This window comes from Streptomyces sp. NBC_00846, from assembly GCF_045207325.1.
Classification (GTDB): Bacteria; Actinomycetota; Actinomycetes; order Streptomycetales; family Streptomycetaceae; genus Streptomyces.
This window is the reverse complement of the sequence record NZ_CP108847.1, coordinates 78932-99969: the sequence shown is the minus strand read 5'-3', so window position 1 is coordinate 99969 and position 21038 is coordinate 78932. Positions and strand designations below refer to the sequence as shown.

Genomic DNA, 21038 nt, shown 5'->3' with positions numbered 1-21038 from the left:
CGTGCATCGGCATCCGCATCCGCATCCGCATCCGCATCCGCATCCGCATCGGGGACGCGCGGGGCGGACCGGCCGTCTAGCTCCGTACTTCGCGGGTGGCTGAGTCGGGTGGAGTTGCTGCCTGGCCGTGTCCGGTCGGGGGGTCGTCGTGTTGACCGGGGTGTGACGAAGTCTTCCCGGTCCCCGCGGCTACGGACGGTGCGCCCGCGCATGGAATGTGTGGTCAGCGCCGTGGTGGAAAAGCGTCTGGGCGCTCTGCCTGTCGCTGCCGAGTTTCTGCGCCGGCTTGATGTGGCCGGGACCGTAGACCGGCTGTGCCCGGGCCGCGACATCGCCCATGTGACACACGGCCAGGTCATCGAGGTGCTGGTGGCCAACCGGCTGACCGCGCCCGCACCCTTGTGGCGGGTGGATCGCTGGGCCCGGGAGTGGGCCGTGGAGGAAGTCTTCGGGATGGAGGCGGAGCTGCTCAACGACGACCGTCTGGGCCGGGCCCTGGACGCCATCGCCCCGCACCTGAGGGAGCTCACCGACAGCGTCGGGGCCCGGGCGATCGGCGAGCTCGGCATCGATGTGTCCACGTTCCACTGGGACATGACATCCATGTCGCTCTATGGTGCCTACCCGGCCGACGATCAGGACGAGGAGTATCCCCGCATCAAGCACGGCCATCCCAAGGACCGCCGCTACGACCTCAAGCAGATCCAGACCGGCCTGGCGGTGACCGGCGACGGCGGCATCCCGCTGCTGTCCCGCGTCATCGACGGCGGAGCCGCGGAGATCTCCCAGATCACCGGCACCATGAACGCTCTGCGCGCGATGGCCGGACCGAAGGAGTTCTTGCTGATCGCCGACTCCAAGCTGATCTCCTACGGCAACGTGGCTGCCCTGATCAAGGCCGGGACCGATTTCATCGCCCCGGCCCCCGCTTCCAAGGTCGACGACGCCGTCTACGCCGCCCTCGACCTCGATGCGGCCACCGTCGTGGACTACACCCCGGCCCGCGACGAGGACACCCCCGCCGCAGAACGCGAGACCTACCGGGTCCTGGAGGACATCCACCTGCTGACCGGGCCCCGCAAGAACGATCCCCCGCTCGAGGTACGCCGGATCCTGGTGCACTCCACCGGCAACGCCAAAGGCCAGCAGCGGGCCCGCGAGAAACGCCTGGCCAAGGCCCGCGAGGACCTCGACAAGCTCCAGCACTCGGCCGGCGGCCGCTACTACAACACCGCCGAGAAGATTGCCGTACGCCTCGGCGTGATCACCCGCACCCGCCGGGTCTCCGGCTGCCTGTGCACCCAGATCACCACGGACGAAACCGGACGGCCCGCCCTGTCCTGGCACTTCGACCAGGACGTGCTCCAGGCCGAGGCCGCCGTCGACGGCTGGTACGCGCTGCTGACCACCCTCACCCCCGAACAGGCCGATCCCAGCGAAGTACTACGCCGCCACAAAGGCCAGGGCACGGTCGAGCGCCGATACGGCGACTTCAAGGGCCCGCTGGCCGTCACCCCCATCTTCGTGCAGGACAACAAACGCGTCGCCGCACTGATCACCGTGATCTGCCTGGCCCTGCTGCTGTTCTGCCTCATCGAACGCCAGGTCCGCAGAGCACTGGGAGGCGAGCAGAAGATGCAGGGGCTGTATCCGGGCAGCCAGAAAGTGCGGCCCACCGGCCGGATGATCCTCTACCACCTGTCCGACCTGCGACTACGGGTCGGCAGCGCCACCGACCCACCCGTCATCGCCATCACCCGAGGCATCCAGCTCCACCTCCTCGACCTCCTCGGCCTGGAACCCACACACCCCCGCTGGCCAGAAACCTGAACACCACCGTTGGCCAGTGAGCACGCGATGTGGCCAGCCTGCGCGTTCGCGGTCGCACTGCGCTCGGGCAGCCCTGGTGGACCTGACTCTGGCGCACTCAGCTGCGAACAGGTAGATGCCGGGCGAAGCGGCGGACGGCTTCGGTGAAAGCATCTGGATCGTCAAAGTTCGCGAGATGTCCTGCCCGCGGGATCAACTCGACGCGGGCGTGCGGATGCGCGCGGACGAAGTCCATCTCGCCGGACCGGAAGACGGTGTCCTTCTCGCCGTTCAGGATGAGCACGGGAGCCGCCACATGACGCATCGCACCCGCATCGAAGCGGCCCAGCACCTCGCCCCAGGCGGCCGGCAGAGTGTGGAAGGCGTAGCCAGAGCGGATGGTCGCCTCCACCACCTCGGGAGGATAGAGCCGGCGCAGCAACCGGTCGTTCCACCGGGCCAACCGATCCGCCGGCATGCGAGGGACGAGCCCGGCGACCCACCGATACGGCGTTGCCCACGGGCCACAAGTTGAGGCGCTGGCCCCCGCAAGGACCAGCCCGCGCAGCTGCTCCGGGCAGCGCCGCGCGAACTCCAGTGAGGCGTATCCGCCGAGCGAGTGCCCGACGACCAGAGCCGGCCCGCGGTCGAGCGAGTCCACCGCGGAAGCGATGATCTCCGTCGCCGCGTTCAGGCTCCATGGTTGAGCAGAGCGGGCGCCGTGGCCTGGTAGGTCAACGGCGGCTACCGGGAAGTCCTCTTGAAGTGCGGTGAGCTGCGGGCTCCACTGTCCCGCGCTGAACCGCGTCCCGTGTACCAAGACGATGGGCGGTGCATCCGCTGCCGTCATTAGTCCCCCAGATCAGCGCTCTCCTCGGAGCGACTCTACCGGCGGGGCCATCCCCGGCACTGAGACGCGAAAGTGCTGTCCAACGGGGACGCTCAGACTGGCCAACTACAGACCTGAACGAACTACCTGCGAAGTACGGATCTAGCGGCGGTACGTGACCCGCAGCGGGAGGCTCCTGAGTCCGAGAACGAAGCTGAAGCGGGTGTGCCACTGGAGGTCGTCCGTGGCGAACTCGATGGTCTCGTACCGCCGCAGGAGTTCGGTGAGGGCGATGGAGACCTCCGCCTTGCCCAGCATGGCGGCTATGCAGGCGTGCGGGCCCGAGCCGAAGGCGAGCGACCGCACCCCGGTACGACGCACGTCCAGCCGGTCCGGGTCCTCGAACCTGGCCGGGTCGCGGTGCGCGGACCCGGTGATGCCCAGTACCGAGGAGCCCGCGGGGATGACGGTGCCGTCGAGGACCAGGTCGCCGCTGAGCTGCCGAGCGATGATCTGCACCGTGGCGTTGAAGCGGGCGAGTTCCTCGAAGGCGGGCTCGATGAGTTCGGGGTGCTCCCGCAGGATGCGCAACTGGTCCGGGTGCGTGAGCAGCGCGTGGAGCGCGTTCCCGATGACGTTGACCGTGGTCTCGTGGCCGGCGTTGAACAGCAGCAGCACCTGGGCAATGACGTCCTCGTCGCTCAGCCCGTCGCCGTCGGCGTCCTTCCGCATCAGCAGGGAGAGGACGTCGTCGCCGGGGTGGCTGCGCCGGAGCTCCATCTGTTCCCGGACGTAGGCGCTGAACTGGGGTTCGGCCCGGTTCATTGCGATGCGCATCTGGGGGGTGATGAGGGGGTCGACGATGTTGGCGATGGCGTTCGTCCACTCCAGGCAGCGCTGGGCGTCCTCGACCGGGATGCCGAGCAGCCCGCAGACGACGGCGATCGGCAGCGGTGTGGCGAGCCCGCCGATCAGGTCGATCTCGCCCTCGCCCATGTCGTCGATCAGGCCGCTGACGATCCGGTGGATCTCCGGGCGCAGCCGCTCGACGGCGTTGGGGGTGAGTGCCCGGGCCACCAGGCGGCGCAGCCGCCGGTGCTCGGCGCCGTCCTTGACCACCATCCACCGCTGCATGCTGCGCATCGCGGGGGCGTCCCGGCCGCCTCGCAGGGCGACGAACAGGGGGTCCTGGGGAGTGGCCGCCGATGTCTGCGGAGCGCGCAGGAAGACGTCGACGTCGGCATAGCGGGCGAGTGTCCAGAAACCGTGCGGTGAATGATGGATCGGCTCTTTTTCCCGCAGCCTTCGATAATAGGCGTACCGGTCGTTCATGAGGGCCGGGTCGGTCAGGTCGAAAAGACCTCGGGGATTGTCCACTTGTCGCCCAGCCAATCCGATCGGTAGCAGCGGAAAAAGCGTATGGGGAAGACGGGGGGCGTCAACCCCTACAAGTCCCCCTAGAGTTCTGTGCGCATGTCCCCCCTTACCGCTCGATGGGGTCCTGACCAGCAGGCAGGGGTTGGTCCCCGCATGCTCGGGTGGCTAGCCTCCCCCGCACAGGGGTCTAACTCACGGGGCCCCGGGTAAGCGACAGTCGGCCGCTGCGTCGCCCACGGAAATGGGGTTTCCTTCAGATGGTGGACGACGGAACGCTGCGCGAATATCTGAAACTGGTCACCACGGATCTGCACCGGACCAGGCAGCGGTTGCGCGAGGCCGAGAAAGGAAATCGGGAGCCGATCGCCGTCGTCGGCATGGCCTGCCGTTTTCCCGGCGGGGTGTCCACGCCGGAGGAGCTGTGGCGGCTCGTGTCGGCGGGTGCCGACGCCGTCGGCCCGTTCCCCGAGGACCGCGGCTGGCAGCAGTCCGGACTGCTCGGCGAGGACGGCCGCGGCCAGGACACCGGCTCCGCCGGCGAAGGCGGTCACGACGACGGCCGCGACGGCGGCGGTTTCGTCCGGGAGGGCGGATTCGTCGGTGACGCCACCCGGTTCGACGCGGGGTTCTTCGACATCTCGCCGCGTGAGGCCCTCGCCATGGACCCGCAGCAGCGGCTGCTGCTGCAGACGTCCTGGGAGGCCGTGGAGGCCGCGGGTATCGATCCGTCGTCGCTGCGCGGCAGCCGCACCGGTGTGTTCGTCGGTGCCAACGACCAGCACTACACCTCGCTGCTGGCCGGCGCCGAACAGGACAACCAGGGCTATCTGCTGACCGGTGGCGCGACCGCCGTGATCTCCGGCCGGGTGGCCTACTCCCTGGGCCTGGAGGGTCCCGCGGTCACCGTGGACACCGCCTGCTCGTCGTCGCTCGTCGCCCTGCACCTGGCGTGCCAGTCGCTGCGGCGGGGCGAGAGCACCCTGGCGCTCGTCGGCGGTGTGACCGTGATGGCGACGCCCGGTGTGTTCTCCGAGTTCAGCCGGCAGGGCGGGCTGGCCGCCGACGGCCGGTGCAAGTCCTTCGCGGCGGCGGCCGACGGCACCGGCTGGTCCGAGGGTGTCGGTGTCCTGGTGGTGGAGCGGCTGTCCGACGCGCTCCGGCTGAACCACCCGGTGCTCGCGGTGGTGCGCGGTTCGGCGGTGAACCAGGACGGCGCGTCCAACGGGCTGACCGCGCCCAACGGGCCCTCGCAGCAGCGGGTGACGCTGCAGGCCCTGGCGGACGCCCGTCTGGCGCCCGGTCAGGTCGACGCCGTGGAGGCGCACGGCACCGGCACGAACCTCGGCGATCCGATCGAGGCCCAGTCGCTGATCGCGGCGTACGGTCAGGACCGGTCCGCGGGCCGGCCGTTGTGGATCGGCTCGGTCAAGTCCAACATCGGCCACACGCAGGCCGCCGCCGGCGTCGCGTCGGTGATCAAGATGGTGCAGGCGCTGCGTCACGGCGTCCTGCCGCGGACCCTGCACGTCGACGAGCCCACCGGGCACGTCGACTGGAGCGCCGGCTCCGCCCGGCTGCTCACCGAGGCCCGCGACTGGCCGGAGACCGGCGAACCGCGCCGGGCGGGCGTCTCCTCGTTCGGGCTGAGCGGCACCAACGCCCATCTGATCCTGGAGCAGGCACCCCCGGCGGAGCCCCGGCCGGAGCAGGACGCGGCCCCGGCGGCGCGCCGGCCGGCCGGTGTGCCGCTGCCGTTCCCGGTGAGCGCGAGGTCGGCGTCCGCGCTGCCCGGGCAGGCCGCCCGGCTGCGGGCGCGGGTGGCGTCCGACCCCGGGCTCGATCTCACCGGCCTCGCCCACGCCCTGGCGACGACCCGCGCGGCGCTGCCGCACCGGGCCGTGGTGACCGCGGGCGGCCGCGAGGAGCTGCTCGACGCCCTGGCCGCCGTCGAACAGGGCGCCCAGAGCCCCCGGGTGCGGTACGGGGTGGCCCGCGGGAGCCGTCCGGCGGGGAAGCTCGCGATGCTGTTCACCGGTCAGGGTGCGCAGCGGGCCGGTATGGGCCGCGAACTGTACGCCGTGGAGCCGGTGTTCGCGCGGGCGCTGGACGAGGTGTGCGCGGCGATGGACCCGCACCTGGAACGCCCGTTGCGCGAGGTGCTGTTCGCGGAGCCGGATTCGTCCGCGGCCGGGCTGCTGGACCGCACCGAGTACGCCCAGCCGGGGCTGTTCGCGATCGAGGTCGCGCTCCACCGGCTGTTCACGCACTGGGGTGTCGCCCCCGACTACCTGCTGGGCCACTCCGTCGGTGAACTCGCCGCGGCCCATGTGGCCGGGGTGTGGTCGCTGCCGGACGCCTGTGCGCTCGTCGCCGCCCGGGGCCGGCTCATGCAGCGGATGGCCGGGGACGGCGCGATGCTCGCGGTCCGGGCCGGCGAGGACGAGGTCCGTACGACGCTCGCCGCGCACGCCCCCGGGGCCGTCGTCGTCGCCGCCGTCAACGGGCCGGCCGACGTGGTCGTCTCCGGCGACCGCGACGCCGTCGTCCGGCTGGCCGCCCACTGGGTGGAGCAGGGGGTGCGGACCCGGCCCCTGCGGGTGTCCCACGCCTTCCACTCCGCCCACATGGACCCGATGCTCGACGAGTTCCGCGCGATCGCCGCCGGGCTGACGTACGGGTCCCCCACCGTCCCGGTCGTCTCCAACGTCACCGGCGCGGTGGCCGGGCCCGAGGAGCTCGCCGACCCCGACCACTGGGTCCGCCAGGTCCGTGAGGCGGTGCGGTTCGGGGACGGTGTCGCCTGGCTCGACGGGCACGGTGTGGACCGGTACCTCGAACTCGGACCGGACGGTGTCCTCGCCGCCATGGCCGGCGAGTCGCTCGCGCACCGTGACGAACCCGCCGTCGTGGTGGCGGCGTTGCGGCGTTCCCTCGGCGAGCCGGCCGCCGCGACAGCGGCCCTGGCCGAGCTGCACGCGTACGGTGTGACCCCCGACTGGACGGCCGTGCTCCCCGGTGTGACCGGCCTGCCGGTGGCGCTGCCCACCTATGCCTTCGAGACGGAGCACTACTGGCCGCGGCTGTCGTGGGCGCCCGGCGACGTGACGGCGGCCGGGCTCGGCGCCACCCGGCACCCGCTGCTGGGCGCCGGTGTCTCCGTCGCCGACGGCGACGAACTGCTGTTCTTCGGGTGGCTCTCGCCCGGCCGGCCGCAGTGGTCGGCCGACCACGTGGTCCTGGGGCGCACCGTGCTGCCGGGCACCGCGTTCGTGGAACTCGCGGTCCGCGCGGGCGACCAGGCCGGTTGCGGCGGCGTCGAGGAGCTGGTGCTCGAGACGCCGCTGGTGCTGCCCGAGCGGGGCGGCGTGCAGGTGCAGGTCGCGGTCGGCGCCGCCGACGGGGCCGGGCGGCGGGACGTGACCGTGTACGCGCGGCCCGGCGCCCCCGCGGACGAGGGGTGGCCCGAGCGCCCCTGGACCCGGCATGCGAGCGGTGTCCTGGCCCCGGAGCCGCCCGCGGGCCGGGGCCCGGACGGCGACTGGGCGCGGCAGTGGCCGCCGGCCGGCGAGGACGTGCCGGTGGAGGGCGTGTACGAGCTGCTGGAGGCCGCCGGACTGGAGTACGGCCCGGCCTTCCGCGGCGTCCGGAGCCTGTGGCGGCTCGGCGGCGAGGTGTTCGCCGAGGTGTCCCTCGCGGAGTCCGAGGAACCCCGGGCGCGTGCCTACGGCATCCATCCGGCGCTGCTCGACGCCGCTCTCCAGGCCGCGGCCGGAGCCGGCCCGTCCGCTCCGGGCACGGCGGGGATCCCGTTCTCCTTCACGGGCGTCACTCTGCGGGCGTCCGGCGCCGCGGCGCTGCGGGTCCGGCTGACACCGCTCGACGGCGGCGGCGTCGCCGTCGCGGCCGCGGACCACGACGGCGAGCCGGTCCTCTCGGTCGACCGGCTGGTCGTCCGCCCCGTGGCAGCGCCGCCCGGGGCCGCCGACGAGGCGGACGGTCTCTGCCGTCTCGAATGGACCCCGCTCGCCGCCGGCCGGGCCCCCGGTACGGCGCCGTCCGGCGTGGCCGTGGACGCCTTCGGGCCGGCCCCGCTGCTCCCCGACGGCCCGCTGCCGCGGACCGTGGTGCTGCGCGCCGACGGCCCGGCGGCGGATGCCGCCGCCGGGCCGGCCCGGGCGCGGGCGCTGACCGGGCGGGTGCTGGACGCGCTCCAGCAGTGGCTGGCCGACGAGCGGTGCGCCGATGCGCGGCTGGTCGTCCTCACCCGCGACGCGGTGTTCGCCGCCCCCGGCGACCGGGCCCCCGATCCGGCCGCCGCCGCGGTGTGGGGTCTGGTGCGGGCCGCGCAGTCCGAGGAACCCGGCCGCTTCGTGCTGGTGGACACCGACGGCGACGGTGTGCCCTGGCAGGCCGTCACGGCCGCGGTGGAGGCGGGCGAGCCGCAGATCGCCGTGCGGGCGGGGGCGGCCTTCGCCGCCCGGCTGGTGCGGGCCGCGCATCCGTCCGGTCTGCCCGTGCCGGCGGCGGCGTCGTGGCGGCTCGCCACGCGGGAGCCCGGCACCCTGGACGGACTCTGGCTCGCGCCCGCGGAGCCGGCGGAGCCGCTCGGTCCGGGACAGGTGCGTTTCGCCGTGCGGGCCGCGGGGCTGAACTTCCGCGACGTGCTGTACGCGCTGGGCATGTACCCGGGCGAGGTGGAGCTCGGCGGCGAGGCCGCGGGCGTCGTCCTGGAGACGGGGCCGGAGGTCTCGGGCCTGGCGCCCGGCGACCGGGTCATGGGTGTGTGCACCGGCGCGTTCGGGCCGGTCGCGGTGACCGATCACCGGCTGCTGGCACCGATGCCCGCGGACATGACGTTCGCGGAGGCGGCCGCGGTGCCGATCGCCTACGCCACCGCCTACTACGGTCTGGTCGACCTGGGCGGGCTGAAAGCCGGCGAGGCGGTCCTGGTGCACGCCGCCGCGGGCGGTGTGGGCACCGCCGCCGTCCAGCTCGCCCGGCACCTCGGCGCCGAGGTGTTCGCCACCGCCTCCCCGGGCAAGTGGGACGCGGTACGGGCCATGGGTGTCCCCGACGACCACATCGCCTCGTCCCGGGACCTCGGTTTCGAGGACAGCTTCGCCGCCGTCACCTCCGGGCGCGGGGTGGACGTCGTCCTCGACGCGCTCGCGGGCGAGTTCGTCGACGCCTCGCTGCGGCTCCTGCCGCGTGGCGGCAGGTTCGTCGAGATGGGCAAGAACGACATCCGGGACGCCGACGAGGTCGCCGCCGCCCATCCGGGCGTCCGCTACCGGGCGTTCGACCTGGTGGAGGCGGGCCCCGCGCGTATCAGGGAGATCCTGGCCGAGCTGCTGGAGCTGTTGCGGACCGGGGCGCTGCGGCTGCCGCCGGTGCGGGCGTTCGCCCTGCCGCAGGCGCCGGACGCGTTCCGTCACGTCAGCCAGGCCCGGCACATCGGCAAGGTGGTCCTCACCGTCCCGCGGGCGCTCGACCCCGACGGCACCGTCCTGGTCACCGGGGGCACCGGCGGTCTGGGCGCACTGCTGGCCCGGCATCTCGTCACCGCCCACGGTGTGCGCCGTCTCGTGCTGCTCAGCCGGAGCGGTCCGGACGCGCCGGGCGCGGGGGAACTGGCTGCCGAACTGGCCGGGCTGGGCGCCGACGTCGAGATCGTGGCCTGCGACGTGGCCGACCGCGACGCGCTCGGCGCCGTGCTCGGCGCGATACCGGCCGGCCGTCCGCTGACCGGTGTGTTCCACACCGCCGGTGTGCTCGACGACGGGACCGTCGGGGCGCTGACGCCGGAGCGGCTGGACACCGTGCTGGGGCCCAAGGCGGACGCCGCGTTCCATCTGCACGAACTGACCCGTCGTCATGACCTAGCGGCCTTCGTGCTGTTCTCCTCGGTCGCCGGGACCCTCGGCGCTCCCGGTCAGGGCAACTACGCCGCGGCCAACGCCTTCCTCGACGCCCTGGCCCAGCACCGGCACGCCGCCGGTCTGCCCGCGCTGTCGCTGGCCTGGGGCGCCTGGGACGGCACCGCCGGCATGGCCGCCCGGCTCACCCGGGTGGACCGCGACCGCGTCGCCCGCTCCGGCTTCCCGCTGCTGGCCGCCGGCCACGGACTCGCCCTCCTCGACACCGCGCTGGCCGCGCCGCACGCGGCCCTGGTGGCGACCGGGCTGGACACCGCGGCCCTGACCGCCGCCGGTTCGCTGCCGCCGATGCTGACCGGTCTGGTCCGTCCCGGTGCCCGGCGCACGGTCGGCGATGCCGCGCCGGTGGAGCGCGGCGCCTGGGCCGACCGGCTCGCCGCGCTCGCCCCGCAGGACCGTGCCCGGTTCCTGCTCGACCTGGTCCGTTCGGCCGCCGCCGCAGTCCTCGGCTTCTCCGGCCCGCGGGCGGTCGAGGAGGGGCGGGCGTTCAAGGAACTCGGCTTCGACTCGCTGACCGCCGTCGAACTCCGCAACCGGCTGGCCGCGGCCACCGGGCTGCGGCTGCCGGCCACCCTGGTCTTCGACCACCCGACGCCCCGCCTGCTGGCAGCGATGCTCGGCCGGGCCGTGGTGGGCGACCGCGAGGAGACGGCCGACGTCCCCGGGACGGCGGACGCGCCCGCGCCGGCCAACGATCCGATCGCGATCATCGGGATGAGCTGCCGGCTGCCCGGCTCCGCCGACACCCCCGACGCGTTGTGGCGGATCGTCAGCGAGGGCGTCGACGCCATCGCTCCGTTCCCCGACGACCGCGGCTGGCGGCTCGACTCCGTCTACGCGGCCGACAGCGCCGGGGCCGGTCTCAGCCGGACCTTCGAGGGCGGGTTCGTCGACGGCATGGCGGACTTCGACGCCGAGTTCTTCGGCATCGGCCCGCGTGAGGCCCTCGCCATGGACCCGCAGCAGCGGCTGCTGCTGGAGACCGCCTGGGAGGCGGTCGAGCACGCCGGGATCGCCCCCGGCTCGCTCGCCGGCAGCCCCACCGGTGTCTTCGTGGGCGCGGCGTCGACCGGCTACGGCACGGGCCCGCTGGACATCCCCGAGGGGACGGGCGCGCATCTGCTGCTGGGCACGTCGACGAGCGTCGCCTCCGGCCGGGTCTCCTACGTGCTCGGCCTGGAGGGCCCCACCCTCACGGTCGACACCGCCTGTTCGTCCTCGCTGGTGGCCATGCACATGGCCGCCGAGGCGCTGCGCCGCGGTGAGTGCTCGATGGCCCTGGTCGGCGGTGTCACCGTCATGACCACGCCGAGCATGTTCACGGACGGCAGCCAGGGCGGCGCGCTGGCCGCCGACGGCCGGTGCAAGGTGTTCTCCGCCGACGCCGACGGCACCGGCTGGAGCGAGGGCGCCGGGATGCTCCTGACCGAGCGGCTCTCCGACGCCCGGCGCAACGGCCACCGTGTGCTGGCGGTGCTGCGCGGCTCCGCGGTCAACCACGACGGCGCCAGCAACGGCCTGACCGCACCGAGCGGTCCGGCCCAGCAGCGGGTCATCCGCCGGGCGCTGCGCAGTGCCGGCCTGGAGCCCCACGAGGTCGACGCCGTCGAGGCGCACGGCACCGGAACCGCGCTCGGCGACCCGATCGAGGGCGGGGCCCTGCTTGCCGTGTACGGGCAGGAGCGGCCCGCCGGGCGCCCGCTGTGGGTCGGCTCCGTGAAGTCCAACATCGGCCACTCCCAGTGCGCCGCCGGGGTCGCCGGCGTCATCAAGATGGTGCAGGCCCTGCGCCACGAGGTGCTCCCGGCGACGCTGCACGCCGCGGAGGCGACGCCGCACGTCGACTGGTCGTCCGGGGCGATGCGGCTGCTCACCGAGCCGGTGCCGTGGCCGCGCGACGGCGTCGTGCGCCGGGCCGGTGTGTCGTCGTTCGGCATGAGCGGCACCAACGCCCACGTCGTCCTGGAGGAGGCTCCGGCCGAGCCGGCGCCCCGGACGGCCGACGCTCCGGCCACCGCGCCCGTGGTCGCCGAATCGCCGGTGCCGTGGGTGCTGTCCGGCCGGACGGAACCGGCGCTGCGCGCCCAGGCGGCGCGGCTGCGCGAACGGCTCGTCGAGCGGCCCGGCCTCGCCGCCCCGGAGTCCGTCCCGGAGGTGGCCCGTGCCCTGGCCACCGGCCGGACCGCGTTCCGCCACCGCGCCGTCCTGCTCGGACCCGATCCGGCGCGCTACCTCGACCAGTTGGATGCCCTGGCCGCGGGCCGCGGTGTCCGGGGCCTCGTCAGGGACGAGGCGGGACCGGACGGCCCGGTCGCGTTCGTCTTCCCCGGGCAGGGCTCGCAGTGGCCGGGGATGGCCTCGGAACTGCTGCGTACCGCACCGGTGTTCCGTGACGCGCTGAGCGAGTGCTCGGCGGCGATCGCGGAGCACGCCGGCTGGTCGGCCGAGGACGTCCTGCGGGGCGTCGAGGGGGCCCCGTCGCTGGAGCGGCTGGACGTCGTCCAGCCGGCCCTGTTCGCGATGATGATGTCCCTGACCGCGCTGTGGCGGGCGCACGGCATCGTGCCGGAGGCCGTGGTCGGGCATTCGCAGGGCGAGATCGCGGCGGCCTGCGCCGCGGGGGCCCTGACCCTGCCGGACGCGGCGCGGATCGTCGTGGCCCGCAGCCGGCTGCTCGCCTCCCTGGACAGCGCCGGCGCGATGCTGACGGTGACCCTGCCCGCCGGTGAACTCGCCGAGCGGATGGCTCGGTGGCCGGGCCGGCTGCACCTCGCCGCCGTCAACGGCCCCCGGGCCACCGTGGTGTCGGGCGACCTCGAGGCGGTCGGGGAGCTCGCCGCGGCGCTGGCCGCCGACGGGATCGCCGCCCGCCGGATGCCGATCACCGGCGCCGCCCACTCCCCCGAGGTCGAACGGCTCCGCGACGAGGCGCTCGCCGCGTTCGACGGGATCGCCCCGCGGGCCGCGGCCGTCCCGCTCTACTCGGCCGTCGACGGCGGCCCGGTCGACGGCGCCGCCCTGGACGCGGAGCACTGGTACCGGAACATGCGGCTGCCGGTGCGATTCGCCCCGGCCGTCGCCGCCATGCTGCGCGACGGCTTCCGCGCCTTTGTCGAGCCCAGCCCGTATCCGTCGCTGACCGCGAACGTCGAGGACGTCGCCGACGCCGAGGGCGCCGACGACACGGTCGTCGTCACGACGCTGCGCCGCGACAACGGCGGTCCGGGCCGCTTCCGGGAGGCGGTGGCGACCGCGTTCGCCCGAGGCCTCGCCCCCGACTGGGACGCCGTCCTGCCCGCGCCGGGCGCCTCGGCCGCCCTCCCCGAGCTGCCCGGATACCCGTTCCAGCGGCGGCGGTTCTGGCTGGAGCCCGCCGCGCCGGCCGTGGCGACGGCGGGTCCCGGCGTCGCCGACCCGGCCGACGAGGCGTTCTGGGACGCGGTCGCGGGCGGCGATCCGCTGGCGCTCGCCGACGCGCTCGACGTGTCCGACCCGCAGCGGCGCGAGCTGCTGGAGGGCGCCGCGTCCGTGCTGCCCGTCCTGTCGGCGTGGCGTGCCGAGCGCGGTGACCGGTCCACCGTGGACCGCTGGCGCTACCGGATCCGGTGGCGGCGCACCACCCGGCTTCCGCGGCCGGTGCTGTCGGGCGTCTGGCTCCTCGTCGCCCCGGCCCACGACCCCGGCGGTGTCGCCCGCCGGATCTCCGGGGCGCTCGCCGAACGGGGCGTCACCCAGGTCCTGACGGTGACCGTCTCCGACGACGACCCGTACGGCGAGGGTCTGGCCGCCGGCCTCGCGGACGCCGTGGCCCGGGCCGCCGACGGCGCGGGCCCCGGCCCGGCGGGCGCCCGTGTCGCCGGGCTGCTGTCCCTGCTCGGCCTCGACACCCGCCCCGGCCCCGGTGGCGTGGCGAGCGGTGTCGCCACCACGCTCGCGCTGGTCCGGGCGGCCGAGGACCTCGGCGTGGCCGCGCCCCTGTGGGCGGCGACCCGCGGCGCGGTGTGCGTCGGCGAGGCCGACCCGGCGCCGGACCCGGCCCAGTCGGGGCTGTGGGGCCTCGGGCTGGCCGCCGGGCTGGAACTGCCCGCCCGCTGGGGCGGTCTGGTGGACCTGCCGGCCGAGCTCGACGACCGGGCCGCCGACCGTCTGGCCGAGGTCCTGGCCGGTGAGAACGGCGAGGACCAGGTCGCCGTACGCCCCGCCGGGGTCTTCACCCGCCGCCTGGTGCGCGCGCCGCTGGGCCACGCTCCCCGCACCGAACCGTGGCGGCCGACCGGCACCGCGCTGGTCACCGGCGGCACCGGCGCTCTCGGCGCGCACGTCGCCCGCTGGCTGGCCGGGCTGGGCGCGCCCCGTATCGTCCTGACCAGCCGCAGCGGACCGCAGGCGCCGGGCGCCGCGGAGCTGGCCGCGGAACTGACGGCGGCCGGCACCGAGGTGCTGATCGAGGCCTGCGACGTCGGCGACCGCGAGGCGCTGCGGGCGCTGCTCGCCGGGCTCGACGACGGCCCGCCCGTGACCACCGTCATCCACGCCGCCGGGGTGACCCGGTCCGCGTCCGTCCTGGACACCACGGCCGAAGAGGTCGCCCAGGTGATCGCCGCGAAGGCCGACGGCGCGCGTCATCTCGACGAACTCCTCGGCGACGGCCTCGACGCGTTCGTCCTCTTCTCATCGGGCGCCGCCGTCTGGGGCGGCGCCGGCCAGGCGGCCTACGCGGCCGCCAACGCCCATCTCGACGCGCTGGCGCTGCGGCGCCGCCGGCAGGGCCGGACGGCCACGTCGGTGTCGTGGGGCGGCTGGGACGGCGGCGGTATGGCGGACGCCGAGGCGATCGAGCTCCTCGGACGGCGCGGTCTGCGGCTGATGCCGCCTCAGCTCGCCCTCGTCGCCCTCGGACAGGCCCTCACCCACGACGAGACGCTGCTCACCGTCACCGACATGGACTGGGCCCGCTTCGTCCCCGGCTACACCGCGGCCCGTCCCCGTCCGCTGATCGGCGAGATCCCGGAAGCGGCGCGGGCCCTGGCCGTCGCCGACGGCGGCGACGGCTCCGGCGGCGACGAGGCGGGCTCCGGTCTCGGCCGTCAGCTCGCCGTGCTGCCCGCGGGCGAACGCCGGCCGTTCCTGCTGACCCTGGTGCGCACCGAGGCCGCCGCCGCGCTGGGCCACACGGGTCCGGCCGACATCGAACCGGGCCGCGCCTTCCGGGAGCTCGGGTTCGACTCCCTGACCGCCGTCGACATCCGCAACCGGCTGCGCGCCGCGACCGGCCTGCGGCTGCCCACCACCATCGCCTTCGACCATCCGACGCCGAACGCGCTGGCGGGCTTCCTCGGCGACGAACTGCTCGGCGCGTCCGCGCCCGCCGGTACGCCCGCGGCCGGTACCGCGGCGGAGGCGGGGGCCGCGGCCGGGTCCGCCGACGAGCCCGTCGCCATCGTCGGCATGGGCTGCCGGTTCCCCGGCGGGGTGCGCTCGCCGGAGGACCTGTGGGACCTCGTCGTCCACGGCCGTGACGCGATCACCCCGTTCCCCGACGACCGGGGCTGGGACCTCGACGCCCTCTACGACCCCGACTTGTCGCGGCCCGGCAGTTCGTACGTCCGCGAGGGCGGCTTCCTGGACGGCGCGGGCGACTTCGACGCCGAGTTCTTCGGCATCAGCCCCCGAGAGGCGATGGCGATGGACCCGCAGCAGCGGGTGCTGCTGGAGACCGCCTGGGAGGCGCTGGAGCGCACCCGCGTCGACCCTGCGGGGCTGACCGGCAGCCGCACCGGCGTGTTCGTCGGCACCTCGTTCCAGGGCTACGGGCTGGGCGACGCCGACGCGCTCGGCGCCGCCGAGGGATTCTTCCTCGCCGGAACGGGAACGGCCGCGGTGTCCGGGCGCCTGTCCTACAGCCTCGGCCTGGAGGGCCCGGCCGTCACCGTCGACACCGCCTGCTCCTCGTCACTGGTCGCGCTGCACCTCGCCTGCCAGTCGCTCCGGCAGGGCGAGTGCGACCTGGCCCTGGCCGGCGGTGTCACCGTCCTGCCCACGCCGGTGTCCTTCACCGAGTTCAGCCGCCAGCGCGGCCTGGCGCCCGACGGCCGCTGCAAGCCGTTCGCCGCCGCGGCCGACGGCACCGGCTGGAGCGAGGGCGTCGGAGTCGTCGCCGTGCAGCGCCTCAGCACCGCCCTGGCCGAAGGCCGGAACATCCTGGCCGTGGTCGCCGGTTCCGCCGTCAACCAGGACGGCGCCAGCAACGGACTGACCGCGCCCAACGGCCCCTCCCAGCGCCGCGTCATCGCCGCCGCCCTCGCCGGCGCCCGGCTGGACGCCGGCGACGTCGACCTCGTGGAGGCGCACGGCACCGGCACCCCGCTCGGCGACCCCATCGAGGCCCAAGCCCTGCTGTCCGTCTACGGGCCGGGACACTCCGCGGAGAACCCGCTGTGGCTCGGCTCGGTCAAGTCGAACATCGGCCACTCCCAGAGCGCCGCGGGCATCGCCGGAGTGATCAAGACCGTGATGGCGCTGCGGCACAGCGTCCTGCCGCCGACCCTGCACGTCGACGAGCCCACCCCGCACGTGGACTGGTCCGAGGGGTCGGTGGCGCTGCTCACCGAGGCGCGGCCCTGGCCGGAGACCGGCCGGATCCGCCGAGCCGCTGTGTCCTCCTTCGGCGGCAGTGGCACCAACGCCCACGCCGTCCTCGAACAGGCACCGCTCGCACCGGCGCACGACGACGGCGACGAGGCACCCGACGCACCGCCCCGCGCGACGGCCGGCGAGGCGCAGCCCGCGCCGCCGCACGACGCGACCGGCGGGGCACCGCCCACTCCGCCCCACGACACGACCGGCGAGGCGCCCGACGCGACGTCCTCCGCCACCGGCGCCGGGGCACCGGCCGCGCTGCCGTGGCTGCTGTCCGGGCGCAGCGAGCGGGCCCTGCGGGAGCAGGCCCGACGGCTGCACGACCACCTCGGGCGCGGGCCCGCGCCGGAGGCGGGCGACGTCGCCTGGTCGCTGGCCACCACCCGGACCGCGTTCGAGCACCGTGCGGTGCTGCTCCCGGGCGACCGCGACGCCTTGGCCGCCCTGGCAGCCGGGGAACTCCCCGCCGGTGCGGTCCTCGGCCGGGCCGTCGAGGGCCGCACCGCGTTCGTCTTCCCCGGCCAGGGGTCGCAGTGGGCCGGTATGGGCGGCCCGCTGCTGGAATCCGACGCCGTGTTCGCTGAGACGGCCGCCGCGTGCGACGAGGCGTTCGCCCGTCACACCGACTGGTCCGTGCTCGACGTCCTGCGCGGCGCCGACGGCGCGGCCTCGCTGGAGCGCGACGACGTCGTCCAGATCTCGCTGTTCACCGTGATGGTCTCGCTGGCCGCGATGTGGCGCTCCTGGGGCGTCGAACCCGACGCCGTGGTCGGCCATTCGCAGGGCGAGATCGCCGCCGCGTACGTCGCCGGGGCGCTCTCCCTGGACGACGCGGCACAGGTGGTCGCCCTGCGCGCCGACCTCCTCGCGAGCGTCGTCGGCCGCGGCGGCATGCTGTCGGTGTCGCTGCCGGCCGTGGAGATCGAGAAGCGGCTCGCCGCGTGGGAGGGCCGCCTCTGTCTCGCCGTGCGCAACGCGCCCGGCACGAACGTCGTCAGCGGCGACCGGGACGCGCTCGCGGAGTTCGCCGCGGCGTGTGCCATGGAGGAGATCCGCGTCAAGCCGGTCCGGATCGGCTACGCGTCGCACTCGCACCATGTGGACGGGCTCGCCGGCCCTCTGCGGGAGGCGCTGGCGGACATCCGGCCGCGGACGGGGGCGGTCCCGTTCTTCTCCAGCGTGACCGGCGGCTGGGTCGAGGGGGCCACGCTGGACGGCGCGTACTGGTTCGACAATCTGCGCCGCTGCGTCGGGTTCGAGCCCGCCGTGCGCTCTCTCGCCGCCCAGGGCTACCGGCATTTCGTCGAGGTCGGTCCGCACCCCCTGCAGGCCATGGGCATCCAGGAGACGCTCGAGGACATCGGCGACGACGGCGTCCCGTGGCCGCAGCCCGTCTCCTCGCTGCGCTCCGGGCAAGGCGACGCGGCCCGTATGCTCGCCTCCGCCGCCCAGGCGCACGTGTCCGGCATCCGTGTCGACTGGCGCAAGGTGCTGGGCGGCCGCGGCGCACGCGCCGTCGATCTGCCCACCTACGCGTTCCAGTCCGACCGGTACTGGATGAGCTCGCCGGTGACGGTGTCCGGGACGGACCCGTCCGGCGCCGGGCTGGACGCCACCGCGCATCCGGTGCTCACCGCCGCCGCTCCGGTGGCGGGCACCGACACCCTCCTGCTGACCGGCCGGATGTCGACCCGGACCCACCCGTGGCTCGCCGACCACGCCGTCCTCGGCACCGTCCTGGTGCCCGGTACCGCCTTCGTCGATCTCGCGGTCACCGCGGGCGGCCGGGCCGGCTGCCCGTTCGTCGAGGAACTCACCCTCGAGACGCCGCTGGTGCTGTCCGACACGGACGCCGTGCGCGTCCAGGCCGTCGTCCGGCCGCCGGACGACACCGGGCGGCGGTCCGTGGGCGTCTGGTCCCGGCCTGACGACGGCTCACCGGACTTGGGCGACGCCGACGGCGACTGGGTGCTGCACGCCACCGCCACCGTCGCGCCCGCCGCGCCCGTGGCGGCGGAGCCCGAGGGTCTGGCGCAGTGGCCCCCGGCCGGAGCGGCCGAGATCGACCTCGGAGGCTTCTACGACGACCTCGCGGCCCTCGGCTACAGCTACGGGCCCGCGTTCCAGGGCATGCGTGCCGCCTGGCACCGTGACGGAGCGGTGTACGCGGAGGTCGCTCTCCCGGACGGCCCGGAGGCCGACGGCTTCGCCGTCCACCCGGCTCTTCTGGACGCGGCGCTGCACGGCATCGGCATGCTGCGGTCGCTGGGCGGGGGAAGCGAACCGGTCCGGGCGGAACTGCCGTTCGCCTGGCGCGGTGTGCGGCTTCTGCGGCACGGCGTGCGGGCCCTGCGGGTCCGGCTGACCCTGGGCGGGACGGGCGGCATCGGTGTGACCGTCGCCGGCACCGACGGCGCGCCGGTCGCCACGGCGGACTCGATCGTCTCCCGGCCCGTGCCGGACGGTTTCGGCGCGGGGCACCCGTCCCGCAACGCGCTGTTCCAGGTCGGCTGGGCGGAGGTGGGGGGCGTCCCGGCGCCCCCCGTGCCGTCCTGGACGGTGTACGGCCCCGACCCGCTGGACCTCCACGCCGGGCTCCTGGCGGCCGGGGCGCCGGTCCACCGGGCCGACGACACCGACGGCTCCGGTGGCTCCGACGGCTCCGGCTTCGGCGACGAGGCCGGTGCGGGCGTCGTCCTCGCGTCCCTGGCCACAGCGGACGGGTCCGCGGAGCCGGCCGGCGTGCCGCGCGACGCGCTCCGGCTCGTGCGCCGGTGGCTCGCCGACGAGCGACGCGCGGACGCCCGCCTCGTGATCGTCACCCGGGGCGCCGTGGCGGCCGACGTCGACACTGACACGGACACGGACACGGACTTCGGTGATCTCGCGGGAGCCGCGGCCTGGGGGCTGATCCGCTCCGCACAGGCCGAACACCCCGGCCGGTTCGTCCTGGTCGACCTCGACGGCCCCGTCTCGCCCGACGTGCTCGCCGAGGCACTGAGCTGCCCGGAACCGCAGGTGGCGGTGCGCGCCGGCCGGTTGTACGCGCCGCGCCTGGCGCGGGCCGAGCGGCCGGCGGAGACGTCCCTCGACGCCGGTGGCACGGCGCTGATCACCGGCGGCACCGGCACCATCGGCTCGGCGCTCGCCCGGCATCTGGCCGCCGAACACGGCGTCCGCCGGCTCGTGCTGACCAGCAGGCGCGGCCCGAAGGCACCGGGTGCGGACGGCCTCGTGGCCGACCTCGCCGCCCTCGGCTGCGAGGCCACGGTCGTGGCCTGCGACATCGGCGAACGGAACGAGGTCGCCGACCTGTTGCGGACCGTCCCGGCCGACCGGCCGCTGCGCATCGTGGTGCACGCGGCCGGGGCACTCGACGACGGCCTGGTCACCGGCCTCGACGACGCCCGGCTCGACCGGGTGCTGCACGCCAAGGCGAACGGCGCGTGGCATCTGCACGATCTGACCCGGGACCTGGAGCTGTCCGCGTTCGTGCTCTTCTCCTCGGCCTCGGCGACGTTCGGCGCCGCGGGGCAGGCCAACTACGCCGCCGCGAACGCGTTCGTGGACGCCCTCGCCCACCACCGCCGGGCCCGCGGGCTGACGGCGGTGTCCATGGCGTGGGGCCCGTGGGCCGAGGCGAGCGGCATGACCAGCGGGCTCACCGACGCCGACGTCCGGCGCGTCGAACGGCTCGGTGTGACGCCGATGTCCACGCGGGACGGCATGGCGCTGTTCGACGCCGCGCTCGGCTCCGCCACCGCGGTCGCCGTCCCGATGCTCCTCGACACCGGTGCGCTGCGCATCCGTTCCGAGACGGCGCCGCCGCTGCTGCGGGAGCTCGTCCGGCCCGGCCGCCCCTCCGCCGTCGCCACCGGCGACGACGGGGCGGAGCTGCGCCGCCGCCTCGCCGACCTCGGCGACGCCGAGGGCCACAAGGCGGTCCTCGACCTCGTCCGCACCCAACTCGCCGTCGTCCTGGGCCACTCCGGTGGTGAGGCGGTCCGGCCCGACCGGGGCTTCCTCGAAACCGGCGTCGACTCCCTCACCGGCGTCGAACTCCGCAACCGGCTCGCGGCCCTGACCGGGCTGCGCCTGCCGGCCACTCTGGTGTTCGACCACCCCACGCCGATCGCCCTCGCCCGGTACCTCCGCGCCGAACTGCTGCCGGAGCCGGTGGCCCCGTCCGCGCGCGCCCTGGAGGAACTCGGCCGGCTGGCGGAGGTCCTGGCCGCCGTGTCCCCCGACGACGCCGACCGTGCCACGGTCGGCAGCCGGCTGCGGGAGCTGCTCGCCGGGTGGAACGACGGACGGCAGCGGCCCGATGACGCCGTCAGCCTCGAAACGGCGACCGCCGAGGAGCTGTTCCAGATCCTCGACGAGTCCGACTGAACCGCCGGGAGCGCGAGCATGACCACCACCGAAGAGATGCTGCGATACCTGCGGCA

4 protein-coding genes are annotated in these 21038 nt (G+C 75.0%); 2 read left to right on the top strand and 2 right to left on the bottom strand.

Translation table 11 applies throughout. The features are described 5' to 3' along the window. Positions 1-210: 210 nt before the first annotated feature. The gene (locus OG936_RS38365) at positions 211-1830 is read left to right on the top strand and encodes an IS1634 family transposase (RefSeq protein WP_331755241.1); all 1620 of its coding nucleotides are present in this window, start codon (positions 211-213) and stop codon (positions 1828-1830) included. A 97-nt stretch (positions 1831-1927) separates the two neighbouring features. Here OG936_RS38365 and OG936_RS38360 read toward each other — a convergent pair whose 3' ends face one another. Both OG936_RS38360 and OG936_RS38355 read right to left on the bottom strand, forming a co-directional pair. Further along, positions 1928-2659 carry an alpha/beta hydrolase gene (locus tag OG936_RS38360; protein WP_331755240.1) on the bottom strand — a complete coding sequence of 244 codons (732 nt, stop codon included), beginning with the start codon at positions 2657-2659 and terminating at the stop codon, positions 1928-1930. A 141-nt stretch (positions 2660-2800) separates the two neighbouring features. Continuing rightward, a complete protein-coding gene (locus tag OG936_RS38355) occupies positions 2801-4015 on the bottom strand; it encodes a cytochrome P450 (protein ID WP_331755239.1) in 1215 nt (404 codons plus the stop codon). Positions 4016-4275: 260 nt separating this feature from the next. Between OG936_RS38355 and OG936_RS38350 the strand changes: the two genes are divergently transcribed. Next, positions 4276-20982 (top strand): type I polyketide synthase, encoded by a 16707-nt coding sequence (locus tag OG936_RS38350; RefSeq protein WP_406500884.1) that lies wholly within the window; start codon positions 4276-4278, stop codon positions 20980-20982. Positions 20983-21038: the final 56 nt, after the last annotated feature.

Coding starts and splice junctions, on each gene's coding strand:
- OG936_RS38365 (WP_331755241.1), top strand. CDS start 211: ATGGAATGTGTGGTCAGCGCCGTGGTGGAAAAGCGTCTGGGCGCTCTG.
- OG936_RS38360 (WP_331755240.1), bottom strand. CDS start 2,659: ATGACGGCAGCGGATGCACCGCCCATCGTCTTGGTACACGGGACGCGG.